Origin of the sequence: Secundilactobacillus oryzae JCM 18671, assembly GCF_000740055.1 — a bacterium.
In the GTDB taxonomy this organism is placed as follows: Bacteria; Bacillota; Bacilli; order Lactobacillales; family Lactobacillaceae; genus Secundilactobacillus; species Secundilactobacillus oryzae.
This window is the reverse complement of sequence record NZ_BBJM01000018.1, coordinates 26,199-42,028: the sequence shown is the minus strand read 5'-3', so window position 1 is coordinate 42,028 and position 15,830 is coordinate 26,199. Positions and strand designations below refer to the sequence as shown.

At 44.7% G+C, this 15,830-nt stretch carries 11 protein-coding genes, 8 tRNA genes, 1 pseudogene and 1 riboswitch; of the genes and pseudogenes, 19 read left to right on the top strand and 1 reads right to left on the bottom strand.

Translation table 11 applies throughout. The annotated features are described in order from the left end of the window. Nucleotides 1-123: 123 nt before the first annotated feature. Nucleotides 124-933 (bottom strand): lp_1002 family arylesterase, encoded by an 810-nt coding sequence (locus LOSG293_RS05970; RefSeq protein ID WP_034528198.1) that lies wholly within the window; start codon nt 931-933, stop codon nt 124-126. Between the two features lie 66 nt (nt 934-999). Between LOSG293_RS05970 and LOSG293_RS05965 the strand changes: the two genes are divergently transcribed. From LOSG293_RS05965 to gorA, 19 genes and pseudogenes are all read left to right on the top strand, one after another. Next, complete coding sequence (locus tag LOSG293_RS05965; RefSeq protein ID WP_051907237.1) at nt 1,000-1,551, top strand: GNAT family N-acetyltransferase; 552 nt, start codon at nt 1,000-1,002, stop codon at nt 1,549-1,551. Nucleotides 1,552-1,595: 44 nt separating this feature from the next. Further along, nucleotides 1,596-1,777: riboswitch (Lysine riboswitch) on the top strand. 119 nt (nt 1,778-1,896) lie between these two features. Next, entirely contained in the window at nt 1,897-3,393 is a 1,497-nt protein-coding gene (locus tag LOSG293_RS05960; RefSeq protein WP_034528196.1) for an amino acid permease, read from the top strand. A gap of 130 nt (nt 3,394-3,523) precedes the next feature. Next, a complete protein-coding gene (locus LOSG293_RS05955; RefSeq protein WP_034528194.1) occupies nt 3,524-4,981 on the top strand; it encodes an amino acid permease in 1,458 nt (485 codons plus the stop codon). Nucleotides 4,982-5,106: 125 nt separating this feature from the next. Beyond that, the gene (locus tag LOSG293_RS05950) at nt 5,107-6,159 is read left to right on the top strand and encodes a tagatose 1,6-diphosphate aldolase (RefSeq protein ID WP_034528192.1); all 1,053 of its coding nucleotides are present in this window, start codon (nt 5,107-5,109) and stop codon (nt 6,157-6,159) included. A 94-nt stretch (nt 6,160-6,253) separates the two neighbouring features. Then, nucleotides 6,254-6,886: a deoxynucleoside kinase gene (locus LOSG293_RS05945; protein ID WP_034528190.1), complete on the top strand. Its 633-nt coding sequence runs from the start codon at nt 6,254-6,256 to the stop codon at nt 6,884-6,886. A 278-nt stretch (nt 6,887-7,164) separates the two neighbouring features. After that, nucleotides 7,165-8,442 (top strand): serine--tRNA ligase, encoded by a 1,278-nt coding sequence (gene serS, locus LOSG293_RS05940; RefSeq protein WP_034528188.1) that lies wholly within the window; start codon nt 7,165-7,167, stop codon nt 8,440-8,442. 318 nt (nt 8,443-8,760) lie between these two features. Next, a tRNA-Val gene (locus LOSG293_RS05935) sits at nt 8,761-8,833 on the top strand. Between the two features lie 2 nt (nt 8,834-8,835). Continuing rightward, a tRNA-Lys gene (locus LOSG293_RS05930) sits at nt 8,836-8,908 on the top strand. Nucleotides 8,909-8,927: 19 nt separating this feature from the next. After that, nucleotides 8,928-9,010, top strand: a tRNA-Leu gene (locus LOSG293_RS05925). A gap of 27 nt (nt 9,011-9,037) precedes the next feature. Next, nucleotides 9,038-9,111, top strand: a tRNA-Thr gene (locus LOSG293_RS05920). 6 nt (nt 9,112-9,117) lie between these two features. Beyond that, a tRNA-Gly gene (locus LOSG293_RS05915) sits at nt 9,118-9,189 on the top strand. Between the two features lie 14 nt (nt 9,190-9,203). Then, nucleotides 9,204-9,289: transfer RNA gene (locus LOSG293_RS05910), tRNA-Leu, on the top strand. A gap of 19 nt (nt 9,290-9,308) precedes the next feature. Then, nucleotides 9,309-9,382 (top strand) — tRNA-Arg (locus LOSG293_RS05905). Nucleotides 9,383-9,642: 260 nt separating this feature from the next. Beyond that, the gene (locus LOSG293_RS05900; RefSeq protein ID WP_051907236.1) at nt 9,643-10,377 is read left to right on the top strand and encodes a carbamoyl phosphate synthase small subunit; all 735 of its coding nucleotides are present in this window, start codon (nt 9,643-9,645) and stop codon (nt 10,375-10,377) included. Further along, nucleotides 10,338-11,075: pseudogene (locus tag LOSG293_RS05895) on the top strand (ATP-binding protein); the annotation flags it as partial. The gene LOSG293_RS05900 and the pseudogene LOSG293_RS05895, both read left to right, overlap by 40 nt. Before the next feature lie 90 nt (nt 11,076-11,165). Then, nucleotides 11,166-11,239, top strand: a tRNA-Pro gene (locus LOSG293_RS05890). Nucleotides 11,240-11,393: 154 nt separating this feature from the next. Then, nucleotides 11,394-11,861, top strand: a complete 468-nt coding sequence (locus LOSG293_RS05885; RefSeq protein ID WP_034528184.1) for a CtsR family transcriptional regulator — start codon at nt 11,394-11,396, stop codon at nt 11,859-11,861. 17 nt (nt 11,862-11,878) lie between these two features. After that, complete coding sequence (locus LOSG293_RS05880; RefSeq protein WP_034528182.1) at nt 11,879-14,374, top strand: ATP-dependent Clp protease ATP-binding subunit; 2,496 nt, start codon at nt 11,879-11,881, stop codon at nt 14,372-14,374. Between the two features lie 47 nt (nt 14,375-14,421). Further along, on the top strand, nt 14,422-15,792 hold the full coding sequence (gene gorA / locus LOSG293_RS05875) for a glutathione-disulfide reductase (protein ID WP_034528179.1): 1,371 nt from the start codon (nt 14,422-14,424) through the stop codon (nt 15,790-15,792). Nucleotides 15,793-15,830: the final 38 nt, after the last annotated feature.

Genomic DNA, 15,830 nt, shown 5'->3' with positions numbered 1-15,830 from the left:
TAATCGTATAGCGAGAACCTTTTCTGCCCATAGAAAAACTCCTCCTTAGGTAGGCAAGCTTTGATTATTTGCTTGTCTACCCAAAGAGGAGTATATCCGACGAGTAAAATCGCCACAACGTTTTCATTTTGCCGTTAAAATGGTTTTTAACCATTCATTTGCTAACTCAAACCAATGTGCGACGTGGGCATCGTCTGCCTCTGGTCGTCGTGCAGTTAATGAATTAGCTAATGCCATACCGTGAGGACCCTCGTGGAAGAGGTGAAGTTCACAGTCGACACCATGCGCCACCAAGGCGTTGGCGTAGGCAAGACTGTTTTGGACGGGAACCAGCTGGTCAGTAACGGTTGCCCAGACGAAACTAGGAACGTTGGCCGGAGTCACATGCTTTTGAGCTGCGTACTTCTCGGGCTCTGGCGTCCACTTGGCAATGGTCGCTTCATCGGTTGGAAAACCGAGCTGGGGATCGATAACGGCATAACTAATAATGGCCGCTTTAATTTTGAGTTGAGCCGCGGTTTTACCAGTCAGATCTTGGAACCAGGTGGTTGACCAAAAGTCATTGTAAAGTGCTGCCATATGACCGCCCACCGAGAAACCAGCCAACACGATTTTGTCCGAATCGATGTGCCACACTGCAGCCTGTTCACGGATGGTGGTAACGGCCTGTGCTAATTCAATCAGTGGCTGTGGCAAAAGGGGTGTGGTTTCCTCGACAAAACTGTAACGCAGAAAGAAACTTTGATAACCTTGAGCCAAGAAAGCCTGGGCCATTGTTTCAGCCTGTGCCTCGGAGATGTGCGTGTAGGATCCACCTGGTATAATAAGAATAGCAGGTGCTTCAGTACGTCCGGTGTCTTTATCTGGCGTTCGTACATAGCCATTAAGGTAAGCAGCGGAATTCTTTGCAAGTTTTTCGTTGATGATTTGCATAATAACACCTCGAATTTCGTATTTAGTAGAAATTGTAACGCATAATAAACTTGAAGGGGAACTATTTTGACGATCAAATTACTCACAGAACGATTAGAATTGAGACCCTTGGCGGAAACGGACATTAGACCATTTGCGACCATTGTCGGCAATAGAAAAATTACAGATGCTGCTGGTTTTTATCATACTCGGTCAACAATTGAGGCTCGCAACATTCTACGGCAAATGATGACTTCGCAGGTGCTGGGAATTGTTCTGCGCAAAACTGGCGAATTAATTGGGTGTGTTGGGCTCTATGAGCGAATGCAGGATTCGGGTGAGCCGGATGCAAACGGTCGAGAGTTAGGCTATATGCTGTCGGAATCAGCATGGTCCAATGGCTACATGACGGAAGCAACCGCTGCAATCATTCGCTTTGCATTCGAAGAACTGCGCTTGGAAAGGCTGTATGCCAGCTGTTTTGAAGAGAATTTAGCCTCAATGCGAATTTTGGAAAAGAATGGGTTTCAATTTGTCGGACAAATGACGCACTCACCAATTGCGCTATTCCAGCCAGGGCAGACTGAATTTTTTTTTGAACTAGCTTTCAGTGACTGGCAAAAAAGCGAAAAACATTAAAATGCGGTTGCAAAGTTAGTGAAAATGATTATACTAGGTTTATATCGAATAGAAGAGGTGCAATACTTCAAGAGTAGAATCAGAGAGACCGTTAAGGGTCGAAGAGCTGGTTTGAAAGGGGAGGTTGCCGAAATGGGGTCATCCTTAACGATGATGCTGTTGGGTCCTGGTTTAACAAATCAGGGACTGTCGTAACCAGATAGGGTTGCGGAGCGCTTTCTACGATTTGAGACTTGGATAAGTGAAACTTAACCAGTCCCTTCGCAGACGCTTTGTGTGCGAAGGGGCTTTTTTTATTCATCTAAGTTCAGTTGGAAGCCTCTTCTCAATGAGGAGGAGTTAGTAATGGAAGCTTCAGAACAAGTTCAGGACACTGAATTAGAGAATCACGAGGTCAAGCGTGGCCTTAAGACCCGTCATGTTTCCATGATTGCATTGGGTGGTTGTATTGGGACCGGATTGTTTGTTGCGAGTGGATCAGCAATTTCGTCTGCCGGTCCTGGTGGGGCGCTCGTTGCCTATATCGCAATGGGGATGATGGTTTACTTCTTGATGACCAGTTTAGGTGAAATGGCCACAAATATGCCAATTTCTGGTTCGTTTGCTGCTTATTCGGCAAAGTATGTCGACCCAGCCTTGGGATTCGCGATGGGCTGGAACTACTGGTTTAACTGGGCTATTACGGTTGCGGTAGATATTAGTACCGCCGCGTTGGTGATCAAGTTCTGGTTACCCGGCGTTCCCGGTTGGATTTGGAGCGCTGTTGCGTTGGTTATTCTATTTGTGATTAACGCACTTTCCGTAAGAACATACGGAGAAACAGAGTTCTGGTTATCCCTCATTAAGATTGTCACCATCGTGGTATTTTTAGTTGTTGGATTGTTAACCATTTTCGGTATCATGGGTGGTCACGCCACTGGTTTAGAAAACTTCACTTACAAGAAGGCACCTTTTGTTGGTGGTTTCCCAGCTATTTTAAGCGTCTTCGTGGTTGCTGGTTTCTCATTCCAAGGAACGGAACTTGTCGGCATTACAGCCGGTGAATCGGAAGACCCTCATAAGAGTGTGCCAAAGGCGATTAACCAAGTTTTCTGGCGCATTATCTTATTCTACATTTTAGCGATTGCAGTTATTGCACTAATTATTCCTTATACGAGTCACGACTTATTAGGCTCATCTGCTACAGATGTTGCCATCAGTCCCTTCACGCTGGTCTTTCAGCGGGCTGGATTAGCTGCAGCAGCAAGTATCATGAACGCGGTCATCTTGACGTCAGTGCTATCATCGGCTAACTCGGGGATGTATGCGTCAACTAGAATGCTTTATTCCTTAGCACATGAAGGCTACGCACCAAAGGCGTTTGGACGGACAACTAAGAACGGGATCCCAATGCTCGCGTTGGTTGGGACAACCCTGATTGCGGCTGTGACGTTCATCAGTAGTATTGCAGGACCACAATTATACTTGTGGTTGGTTGCCGCCTCAGGTTTAACCGGATTTATCGCTTGGATTGGAATTGCGATTTCTCATTTCCGGTTCCGTCGGGCTTTCATCAAGCAAGGCCATGACTTATCGGAATTGAAATATCATGCTAAGTGGTTCCCAATTGGTCCGATTTTGGCACTAATCCTTTGTATCGGTGTGATTATTGGCCAAGATCCCGCATCATTTGCTAACTTCAATTGGACTCAAATTTTAGTTACTTATATCAGTGTGCCACTTGTTTTAGTGTTGTACATTGTGTACAAGCTTAAGAAGCACACTAAGCTGATTCCACTCGATGAAGTGGATGTCAGCCCAACCACAAAAGAACACAAAATGAATCAACAAGAAAACGCATAACGCTTTCAGAAGACCTCTTGATGCGATTAAGCATCAAGGGGCCTTCGTTTGTCTACCTTGTAAACAGCTATTATTCACGTTACAATTTAGGCGAGATTGAGAGTTAACAAATTTAAAGGTTGTGAATATCATGGCAGATGACCAAGGAAGTCATCAGGTTAAGCGAGAATTAAAGACCCGGCATGTTTCAATGATTGCGCTGGGTGGTAGTATCGGAACTGGCCTTTTCGTGGCGAGTGGTTCAGCAATTTCAACGGCTGGTCCTGGAGGCGCTTTAGTCGCCTACACCGCGATGGGACTTATGGTGTATTTCTTAATGACCAGTCTTGGAGAAATGGCAACGTATATGCCGGTCTCTGGTTCGTTTGCAGCTTATGCGACTAAGTATGTCGATCCCGCAATGGGATTTGCAATGGGTTGGAATTATTGGTTTAACTGGGCGATTACGTTAGCGGTTGATATCTCGACCGCCGCGTTAGTTATGAAATTTTGGCTACCTGACATTCCGGGCTGGATCTGGAGTGTCCTCGTCTTAGTTATCATCTTCATGCTTAATGCGCTGACCGTTAAAGCATTTGGTGAGTCGGAGTACTGGATGGCGATGATCAAAGTGGTCACCGTGTTTATCTTTTTAGCTGTTGGTGTTGCAACCATTTTCGGTATCATGGGTGGTCACGCAACCGGATTAGAAAACTTTACCCGTAAAGAAGCACCATTTGTTGGCGGAATTCCAACAATTTTGAGCGTTTTCGTGGTTGCTGGATTCTCATTCCAAGGTACAGAGCTAGTTGGTATTACGGCTGGTGAATCTAAGGATCCTGAAAAAAGTATTCCGAAGGCGATTAACCAAGTCTTTTGGCGAATTATCTTGTTTTATATTCTGTCGATTTTTGTGATTGCCTGCATCATTCCGTACACGAGTCCACAACTATTGGGCTCATCCGCTTCAGATATTGCGATTAGTCCCTTCACGCTGGTCTTTCAGCGGGCGGGATTAGCAGCTGCGGCAAGTGTCATGAACGCGGTCATTTTAACGTCAGTGATTTCGGCAGCCAACTCGGGGATGTATGCATCATCCCGAATGCTATATTCACTGGCGGTACAAGGTTATGCTTCTAAGGCCTTTACTAAAACAACCAGAACTGGCGTGCCATTGAACGCCCAGATTATGACGACGGTCGTTGGTGCGTTGACGTTTATCGCTAGTATCGCAGGGCCCAAGATCTACATCTGGTTGGTGGCAGCTTCCGGATTGACTGGCTTCATCGCTTGGCTGGGAATTGCCTTATCGCATTTTCGCTTTCGGCGAGCCTTTATCAAACAGGGGCACCATATTAGCGAATTGAAGTATCATGCCAAGTTATTCCCAATTGGCCCAATCTTCGCACTCATTTTGTGTCTGTTGATTATCGTCGGTCAGGATTTAGATGCCTTTACGAATTTTAACTGGCAACAAATCTCAATAACCTATTTGAGTGTCCCAATCTTCATTGGTCTATATAGCTATTACAAGATTCGTTACCGAACAAAATTAATTTCACTAGAAAAAATTGATCTTTCCCACACCTTTGAAAGACTTGATAAATAAGGATTTGTTGACTGAATTCGTTTTCTCGGATTCGGTCTTTTTTTGTTTTTTCACTCAAAAATCTTGCTTTTTGAAAACGGTATCGCCATAATGGTATACATATTATATTTACAGGAGTGAGCTGGATGACAAAGAAAAGATTATCAAGGGGTAAATTTGAAAAGATGTCGCGCTTAGCCACTGATAGTGGGATTATTAACGCACTAGCAATTGACCAACGTGGGTCAATTGTGAAGATGCTAAAAGCGGGTACGGAACGGAATGGTAAGGTGTTCGATATGGAATTGGTCTATGACTTTAAACGCCTAGTTTCGCAACAACTGAGTGCAGAAGCTTCGGCCATGCTAATTGACGAAGAAATGGGATTCAAGGGCATTGAAGCTAAAGATCCTGCGACCGGATTAATCGTTTCTTACGAGCAAACAGGATACAATGTCGACACACCGGGTCGGTTACCTAAGCTGATTGAGAATCAATCCGCACACATGATGGTTGAAAAGGGCGCAGATGCTTTGAAGGTTCTATTATATTTTAACCCTAACGATTCGGATGATATTCAAGCCGTGAAGAAAGCATTTGTCCAGCGCTATGGGACGGAAGCCGCTGCAGCAGACATTCCAATTTTCCTCGAAATCATTACTTATGACGATCAAATCGGCGGTAGCAAATCACGTGAGTTTGCGGCTGCCAAACCGGAACTGGTTCTCCGATCAATCAAGGAGTTCACTAAACCGGAATATCATGTGGATGTCTTGAAGCTAGAAATGCCATTTAATCCTGATTATGTTGAAGGCATGACGGATGCTGAAGTTGAACCCGTTTATACGGAAGCTGAGGCAAAGGGCTATCTTCACCAAATGAAAGAACTCGTGACACGCCCATACATTTTCTTAAGCGCTGGTGTTCCAACGCCCGTCTTTCAAAAAGAATTGCAACTGGCGGCCGAAGCAGATTCTGGCTTTTCCGGCGTTCTGAGTGGGCGAGCAACTTGGATTGAGGGGATTGACGTTTACCTGAACAAAGGTGAGGCCGGTTTGATTAACTGGTTAGACACCAAGGGTAAACAAAACGTTCGTGACCTAGCAACCATTTTGGAGCAAGGAGCTAAACCGTGGTACACCGTATATGGTGGTCTAGATAATATTGAAGTGTTCGACGTCCAAACGGTAACAGACTAAAAAAGTTGAGGGGATTCACCACGACATATTGCTTTTTGCTATCCGGATGGTACAATATATTGTGTTGATATTTAAATTAAAGGAGCGACCCCTCATGCTTGTAGTATCCGGAACGATTGGGGCTGGTAAGACCAGCCTCACAAACCTATTAGCTGACCATCTAAGTAAACCTGCTTTTTACGAATCAGTGGACGATAACGAAATTTTGCCATTATTCTACAAGGATCCTAAAAAGTACGCTTTCTTACTTCAAATCTATTTCTTAAACACACGCCTTGATAGTATCAAGGCAGCCGCTTCAGATAAATTGAGCGTTATGGATCGCTCGATTTTTGAAGATTCACTACTATTCCATTTGAACGCTGACTTAGGTCGAGCTACTAGTACTGAGGTTGCAACCTACGATTCATTGTTGAACAACATGATGGAAGAATTGCCAGAGCAAGACGTTAAGAAGAATCCGGACTTATTGATTCACATCAACATCTCGTTTGACACGATGTTGAAGCGGATTAAGAAGCGCGGTCGTTCATTCGAACAAATCGAACAAGATCCAAGCTTATTCGAATATTACAAAGAATTAGATGAACGCTACACAGACTGGTACAACAACTACGATAAGTCAGAAAAGATCCAAATTGATGGTGACAAGTATGACTTCGTTGAAAACCCAGCTGAGCGTGGGCAAGTGCTTCAACTAATCGATGAAAAAATCGCAACTTTATAATATTTGAGAAATTTAGCAAAATAGCGTATGATACATGTAATCAATCAAACGCAACACACCTAAGTAGAGGGGTCAGAGAGATAGTGGCTGGTGAGAACTATCAACTCGAAATTCCAGTGTGTTAATGCGGGCGGGTAATGCCGCACGGTTAAAGCCGTTATTTTCGTGAGTGTGTAGACAACGTCTATGAACTTGGGTGGTACCGCGAAGACCTTCGTCCCAATTTGTTGGGAGGAGGTCTTTTTTTGTACCCTCGCTAATTTGAAAGGAGATTACTCATGTTAGATTTAAAACTGATTCGTCAAGAAACTGATTTTGTTAAGGAAAAGCTGGCAACTCGTGGTGTTGAGGCAGCGGAAATCGATGCCTTGCTCGCGCTTGACCAAAAACGCCGGGATTTTATTTTGAAGAGTGAGGGGATGAAGGCTACTCGTAACCAAGTCTCTGATGAAATTTCTCAATTGAAGCGCAACAAGGAAAATGCCGATGATAAAATTGCTGAAATGCAAAAGGTCAGCAAAGAAATCAAGGAAATGGATGAAGAACTCACGGAACTTGAAGCTCAAGTTCAAGATAAGACAGCTCATTTACCAAATATTCCCAACGACAATGCCCCAATCGGTTTAACTGAAGAGGGTAGTGTCGAGCTACGTAAATGGGGTGAACCTCGGCAATTTGATTTCACACCAAAGGCCCACTTTGAAATTGGCGAAGACTTGGGAATTCTGGATTTCGAACGAGGTGCTAAGGTTTCAGGAAGCCGATTCTTATACTACGTTGGTCAGGGTGCACGTTTGGAACGAGCACTGTATAACTTCTTCTTGGATTCAAACGCTAAAGCTGGATTCAAGGAAATCTTGCCACCATACATGGTGAATTCAGCCTCAATGTATGGCACTGGCCAATTCCCTAAGTTCACAGAAGACGTGTACAAGTTGGAAAATGAAGATGAAATTTTGATTCCAACCGCCGAAGTGCCATTGGTTAACTACTACCGCGATGAGGTTATTCCTGAAGAAAAACTGCCGGTACGTTTCACTGCCCTAAGTCCTGCCTTCCGTTCTGAAGCTGGGAGTGCTGGTAAGGATACCCGTGGTCTTATTCGTCTCCATCAATTTAACAAGGTAGAAATGGTGAAGTTTACGAAGCCTGAGGACTCATGGAATGAGCTCGAAAAGATGACGAACCACGCGGAAGATCTGCTCAAACAATTAGGAATTCCATACCATGTCATCACATTGACGACCGGCGACATGAGCTTTACGGCCGCTATGACGCATGACTTGGAAGTTTGGTTACCAGCCCAAGATCGTTACCGTGAAATCTCAAGTTGCTCAAACACGACTGATTTCCAAGCCCGTCGAGCTCACATTCAGTATCGTGATGAGAATGGTAAGCTCCAGTTCGTTCATGCATTGAACGGTTCAGGTTTAGCTGTAGGTCGTGCGGTTGCCGCTATTTTGGAAAACTACCAAAATGCTGATGGTACCGTTACGATTCCAGAAGTTCTCCGTCCATACATGGGTGGTCAAGAGTTAATTACTAAAGAAGATTAATGTTTATAAATTAGAGGCGTCCTTATTCATTTATGAATGAGGGCGTTTTTCTGTACTGACAAAAAAAGAGCACGTAAGTTCAATGGGGATGAATTAATTGCCGCAGTAAGGAAATTAATTTAAAAAAAGACTAGTAATTTGATGGAGAAGGGAGTATCATATTTCTTGCTGGTACAGTTCATTGCTTTTTGTAACTGAATATCTATTCAAAAAAAGATAGAAAATTAGTTGACAAGCGTTTCATGAGATGATAAACTAGCATAGTTGTTTCGGAGATGTCGATCATTATATGTTCACCATTTTTGAGGCGTACATGATGGAGGATTAGCTCAGTTGGGAGAGCGTCTGCCTTACAAGCAGAGGGTCACAGGTTCGAGCCCTGTATCCTCCATTGAGCCGTTAGCTCAGTTGGTAGAGCATCTGACTTTTAATCAGAGGGTCGACAGTTCGAGACTGTCACGGCTCATTTCCAGTTTTCCATCCATGCGGGTGTGGCGGAACTGGCAGACGCGCTAGATTTAGGTTCTAGTGTCTTTATGACGTGGGGGTTCGAGTCCCTTCACCCGCACTTATACCAATAAAACGGTATGCATATGCCGACTTAGCTCAGTTGGTTAGAGCGCCTCACTAGTAATGAGGAGGTCGGGCGTTCGAATCGTCTAGTCGGCATCATATGCGGAAGTAGTTCAGTGGTAGAACATCACCTTGCCATGGTGGGGGTCGCGGGTTCGAATCCCGTCTTCCGCTTTGTACCAACCCTTGCCGGGGTGGCGGAATTGGCAGACGCACAGGACTTAAAATCCTGCGGTCAGTGATGACCGTACCGGTTCGATCCCGGTCCTCGGCATTTAACATTTTTATATTTTGCACCCATAGCGCAACTGGATAGAGTGTCTGACTACGAATCAGAAGGTTGTAGGTTCGACTCCTACTGGGTGCATCATTTATTAAACATCGGTCCTATTGGATCGGTGTTTTTTGTTTTTAAAATAATCGAAGCTCACACGTTAGAACATGTGAGCTTCGATTTTTAGTAATGACTCAAAATTAACGATATACAGAATTAACGTAATATATGTATAACAATCCATATAAGGCGAAAAAATCAATTAAAAATATAAAATAGTGCCGTTTTATGTATAAATTGGGTTGACAAAGCCTTTCTAAACGTTTAGCTTTTATTAGGAAAGGATTGGTTATATGAAAAAATACTTAACGCTCGAAAATGGTCAGGTTTTCATTGGGCGAGCATGCGGAGATCTCTCTGCCGAACGCACGGGTGAACTTGTCTTTACGACCAACATGACGGGCTATCAAGAAACATTGACCGATCCATCTTACACGAACCAGTTAGTGATGTTCACTTATCCGTTAATCGGCAATTATGGCCTCGATGCCCATGCTAACCAATCGAACCAGGTTGCCGCAAGTGCTGTGATTCTTCAAGAACTGGCCCCCAATCTTTCGGCTCAACTCGGGGTGAATGAACTTTTGGTGCAAAATCATGTTCCTGGAATTGCGGAGATTGACACACGTCAACTGACTAAAATTGTGCGTAGCGCGAAAGGCGCTGTGCGCGCCAAATTGACCAACTATCCAGTTGAATCTTCACCAGGTCAATGGGGAGTGACTGAATCATATCCAGCGACTAATCCGTCAACTTTAAGCAACGAGTCGCCAAAAGTTGTTCTCATTGATTTTGGGACAAAGCAGGACATTATCAACAGCCTGACGAATTTAGGCGCTGTGGTCGTGGTCGTTCCGCCGACAACATCGTTTGCTGAAATTCAGGCGTTAAATTCGGATGGTATTTTGTTGTCAAACGGCCCAGGGAACCCTGAGGACTACCAAACGGTCTTGCCACTTATTCATCAGTTGACACAGACCTATCCACTTCAGGAGATTCGATGGCAGTCTATCCACTGCAGCGTTTAACACTGGATCAGCAACAAGAGATTGTTCAAATTGCGACGAAGATTGGGCAACGAGTCACTTGTGTGGGGATGATGAACATCCAATTCGTCGTAGCAGATCAGGTATACGTTATTGAGGTTAATCCCCGGGCATCCCGGACGGTACCGTTCATGAGTAAAGTGACGCATCGGCACCTAGCACAATTAGCAACCCAATTGATTTTAGGAAAAACACTTCAAGATCTTGACCTGCCAGCGGGATTAGATGTTGTGCCAGATGTTATTGCGGTTAAAGCACCGGTCTTCTCATTTGCAAAGCTTCCCGGCGCACCGACAGTCTTAAGCCCAGAGATGAAATCGACGGGAGAGGTGATGGGCGCCGGGGCTAAACTAGCGACAGCATTCCAGCAAGCGTTGGTGGCTAGTTATGGTTTTGATGCAAATCAAGTAGTCAACACTGTTTTGGAAGTCGGACTATCGACGCCGTTAAAACTAGCTTTAGAGCAGGCAGGGTATCGAGTATCTGCATATACAGCCGTTAATGAACCGAGTGGTGAAGAGGTGGCGTTCGCTGTGAGTCTGGATCCTGAGTCGCAAACGACCGAGCAATTAGCACAATTTGCGTTGACCCACCAAATACCGCTTTTTACTGCATCGGACACGGTGCGTATGATTGCGCAGTTATTGCCTAAGCAGCATCAAAACGTTGTTGCCCTTTGAAAGTCGATTGTTAAAGGCCCCCAAATCTAAATTAGGCATGGACTTGTCCCATTTGTGGGATTAAACTAGATAAGTAGTTTAGTCATACAACGGGAAGTAGCTCAGCTTGGTAGAGCACCACGTTCGGGACGTGGGGGTCGCAGGTTCAAATCCTGTTTTCCCGATAATCGTTATGAGATGATGAGGCCAGCCTGGCATAGGCTGGCTTTTTAGTTCTCATTAAACTCGTGTTATTTTCAACTCTTATCCTTTGCATTTTCCCAAAACATTCGTATAATAATAGTCAACATTAGTCAAACAAAGTCTGGAGGGAATAACGTGCAGGGTCAAAATATTTCCGATATTATTGAGAAGTATCTGAAAAAGATTTTGGCAGAGTCAGAGCAGGTTGAGATTAGCCGTTCTGAAATTGCCCAGCTGTTCAATGTTGTTCCGTCACAGATTAACTATGTTATGAAAACCCGGTTTACCATTCAAAATGGCTATATCGTAGAGAGTAAACGGGGCGGGGGCGGCTATATTCGGATCGAGAAGGTTAACCTTTTAGATGATGTAGACGTGCTTGATTCCTTAATTGAAACAATCGGTGATTCTATTTCTCAACGAGAAGGACTGGCGATTGTTCAAACTTTGTACAATAATGAGGTTGTGAATCGAAGAGAGGCTAATTTGATTTTGGCTTCTATAGATAAGCAGACATTGGCAGCGGATAACCGGATGCAAGAAAACAGTTTTAGGGCGCGAATTTTGATTGGTATTTTAAATCATTTACGTTACGAGAGCTAAGGAAGAGAGGAATTCACATGGACAATTTATTTACTCCCAGCGCGAAAAGCGTTTTGGTATTGGCTCAAGAACAAGCGAAGTACTTCAAACATCAAGCAGTTGGGACCGAACACCTCTTGCTTGCCCTGACAATCGAGAAAAACGGCATCGCTAACCGTGTTTTACAGCAATTTTCAATTACTGAAGACGATGTCAGAGAAGAAATCGAGCGCTTTACCGGCTACGGTACCATGACGAGCCTAGGTAAAGAATCCTACCTGCCTTATTCACCTAAAGCGAAGGATGTTTTAGCCTTAGCTGGTGAAGAAGCTAAGCGTTTGGGTGCTGCTAAGATTGGCACTGAGCACCTATTATTGGCGCTCCTTAGCGACGAAACAATTTTATCATCACGAATTTTAATGAATTTAAACCTTGATTTGAATCAAACCCGTCGCGTGATTTTACGTAAATTGGGTGTCAGTGAAACACAAGCTAAGCGAAAGAACGCGCAACGCGATCACAAAGCTCAAGGTGGGACACCAACTTTAGACTCCCTCGCAAGAGACCTAACGCAAATGGCACGTGAAGATAAGATGGATCCAACTGTTGGTCGTGCTAAGGAAGTTAAACGGGTAATCCAAATCTTGAGTCGACGGACGAAGAACAATCCTGTGCTTATTGGTGAACCTGGAGTCGGTAAAACGGCGATTGCAGAGGGCCTGGCACAAAAGATTGTGGCCGGTGATGTCCCAGAAGATATGCAAAATAAGCGGTTAATGATGCTAGATATGGGCTCATTGGTTGCGGGAACTAAGTACCGTGGTGAGTTCGAAGATCGACTTAAGAAGGTCATCGATGAAATTTACAACGACGGTCAAGTTATCCTCTTTATCGATGAGTTGCACACCTTGATTGGTGCCGGTGGTGCTGAAGGTGCCATCGATGCCTCCAACATTTTGAAACCAGCTTTAGCTCGTGGCGAACTCCAAACAATTGGTGCGACAACGTTAGACGAATACCAAAAGTACATCGAATCCGATGCGGCATTGGAACGGCGTTTTGCTACAGTTAAAGTCGATGAACCAACTGAAGATGAAGCCGTGCAAATTCTCCATGGGCTACGTTCACGCTATGAAGACCATCACCACGTAAACATTACGGATGATGCCTTAGAACAAGCAGTTAAGTTATCAAGTCGTTACATTAGTGACCGCTTCTTACCAGATAAGGCGATTGATTTGATGGATGAAGCTGCTGCTAAGGTACGTATTGATCACATGGACAAGCCTTCAACCTTATCAAAGCAAGAAAGTGAATTAGAGGACTTGCATGATGCTCGTGAGGCTGCAATTTTAGATCAAGAATTTGAAAAAGCAGCAGACATTCGAGATCAAGAAGTGAAGTTAGAAGCTAAAATTGAAAAGAAACGTGCACAAGCCGCAGCTAAAGCCACGGCAGGCGGCGAATCATATGATTTGAACGTCACGGGTGAGGATGTTGCTGAAGTGGTTGCGCAGTGGACGGGTGTGCCGATTACCCAGCTTCAAAAGAGTGAATCAGATCGTTTGGTAAACTTGGAATCGGTTCTGCACAAACGAGTTATTGGTCAAGAAGAAGCTATTTCGGCAGTTTCCCGAGCAATTCGTCGGGCACGAAGCGGCTTGAAAGATCCAAACCGACCAATTGGTTCATTTATGTTCCTCGGCCCTACTGGGGTTGGTAAGACCGAACTGGCTAAGTCTTTAGCAGAATCAATGTTTGGTTCTGAAGACAACATGATTCGGGTGGACATGAGCGAATATATGGAAAAATATTCCACTAGTCGTTTGATCGGGTCTGCTCCAGGTTACGTCGGCTATGACGAGGGCGGTCAGTTGACAGAAAAGGTGCGTCAAAAGCCTTACTCAGTTGTCTTGTTTGATGAAGTTGAAAAGGCTCATCCAGATGTCTTTAATATCTTGTTGCAAGTGTTGGATGATGGCTATTTGACTGATTCGAAGGGCCGTCGTGTTGATTTTAGAAATACGATTCTCATCATGACGTCTAACCTTGGGGCTACGCTATTACGGGATGAAAAGATCGTTGGATTTGGCGCCGAAGATAAGGCTGACAATTATGAGGCCATGGCATCAACCATTCGTGATCAACTGAAGAAGGCGTTCCGCCCAGAATTCTTGAACCGAATTGATGAGACTGTGATCTTCCACTCTCTTAATAAGAAGGAACTTCACCAAATCGTTAAGTTGATGACTAAGAATATTATCAACCGGATTACGGGTCAAGGAATTTCAGTTAAGATTACGCCAGCCGCAATCGATGTGATTGCTGAGGCTGGGTTCGATCCAGAATATGGTGCCCGCCCAATTCGGCGTGCCCTACAAACAAAGCTTGAAGATAAGCTGAGTGGAGAATTGCTAACTGGTCGACTAAAGGCAGCTGATCAGGTGACAATCGGAGCTCGTCGCGGGGAAATTACAATTAATGTAAAAGAACCTAAAACAGACAAAGGCCAACAGCCAGTCACAAGTAAATAATTAAAAGGCTGAGACGAGTTGTCTCAGCCTTTTTTGGAGGAATCAAAATGGAAACTGAATCGTTTGACTATATCGTTATCGGTGGTGGCTCAGCCGGAATTTCGTCGGCCAATCGTGCTGCGGAGCGTGGGGCTAAAGTCGTTTTATTTGAACCCAATGAAATTGGGGGAACCTGTGTGAATGTGGGATGTATTCCGAAAAAAGCAATGTGGCAAGCAGCTAGTATGCTGATTGAGTCAAAGCTGTCATCTGCTTATGGGTTATCGTTGACTTCTGATCCCATTGATTTCGGCCATTTTGTAACTGAGCGAACCGCATACATCGACCGAATTCACGGTAGCTACTTTAGTGGTTTGGATGGTAATGGGGTCACTCATTTAAAACAAGCTGCTCGGTTTGTGGATAATCATACGGTTGAGGCTGGTGGCGTGCGTTATACGACAGACCACATTTTAATTGCTACGGGCGGAAAACCTAAACGTCCCGATATTGAGGGTGGTGAATTGGGAATAACTTCCGATGGCTTCTTCGATTTGGCGACGTTGCCCAAGCGGATCGTGATTGTGGGGAGCGGTTATATTGCGACCGAATTTGCGGGGACTTTGCAAACGCTTGGTAGCGAAGTAACGCTTTTATTACGCGAAGATCGGTTACTCCCAAGATTTGACGATATGCTTTCTGATGAAATCACGTCCCGGTACCGTGATACCATAAACGTCATCACGGGTGAAGAAGCTGTCAAGGCGACGCAAAAAGCAGATCAGTTCGTCATTGAAACGCAAACGGGTCGGCTCATCCAAACAGATCAGATACTGTGGGCGATTGGCCGCACACCGAATACAGCTAGCATTGGTCTAGAACACACGGATGTGGCGCTGAAAGCCAGTGGCGCCATTAAAGTAGATAAATTTCAAAATACGACAGCCAAGGGAATTTATGCGGTTGGTGATATTGTTGATATTAAAAATCTCACGCCGGCCGCAATTGCTGCTGGCCGCCGTTTGTCGGAACGGCTATTTAATCATCGGGATGATGACTACCTAGATTATAGTGAGGTCGCAACCGTTATTTTTACCCATCCTGAGATCGGGAGCGTTGGCTTGACTGAGGAAGAAGCAGTTGCCAAATTTGGTCACGATCAGATCAGTGTTTATGAGTCGTCATTTTTCCCGGAAAAGTACGCGCTTGCTGGTAGCGGTCGGAAGAATCATTTCAAGATTGTCTGCGCGGGTGAGACGGAGAAAGTGGTGGGGATGCACGGTATTGGGGATGAAATGAGCGAAATTCTCCAGGGCTTTGCGGTAGCATTCCACATGGGTGCAACTAAACGTGACTTAGATCGCACCGTTGCGCTCCATCCGACTAATGCGGAAGAGTTTGTGACGATGAAAAAAAGTCGCCCCGCAAAGTTTAGCTAGCAATCCTTGACACGCAATCTACGAAAGAGTACTATATA

What these genes read in the sequence shown, in the direction of transcription:
- LOSG293_RS05970 (WP_034528198.1), bottom strand. Translation starts at nt 933, where the DNA reads ATGCAAATCATCAACGAAAAACTTGCAAAGAATTCCGCTGCTTACCTT.
- LOSG293_RS05960 (WP_034528196.1), top strand. Translation starts at nt 1,897, where the DNA reads ATGGAAGCTTCAGAACAAGTTCAGGACACTGAATTAGAGAATCACGAG.
- LOSG293_RS05955 (WP_034528194.1), top strand. Translation starts at nt 3,524, where the DNA reads ATGGCAGATGACCAAGGAAGTCATCAGGTTAAGCGAGAATTAAAGACC.
- LOSG293_RS05950 (WP_034528192.1), top strand. Translation starts at nt 5,107, where the DNA reads ATGACAAAGAAAAGATTATCAAGGGGTAAATTTGAAAAGATGTCGCGC.
- LOSG293_RS05945 (WP_034528190.1), top strand. Translation starts at nt 6,254, where the DNA reads ATGCTTGTAGTATCCGGAACGATTGGGGCTGGTAAGACCAGCCTCACA.
- serS (WP_034528188.1), top strand. Translation starts at nt 7,165, where the DNA reads ATGTTAGATTTAAAACTGATTCGTCAAGAAACTGATTTTGTTAAGGAA.
- LOSG293_RS05900 (WP_051907236.1), top strand. Translation starts at nt 9,643, where the DNA reads ATGAAAAAATACTTAACGCTCGAAAATGGTCAGGTTTTCATTGGGCGA.
- LOSG293_RS05880 (WP_034528182.1), top strand. Translation starts at nt 11,879, where the DNA reads ATGGACAATTTATTTACTCCCAGCGCGAAAAGCGTTTTGGTATTGGCT.
- gorA (WP_034528179.1), top strand. Translation starts at nt 14,422, where the DNA reads ATGGAAACTGAATCGTTTGACTATATCGTTATCGGTGGTGGCTCAGCC.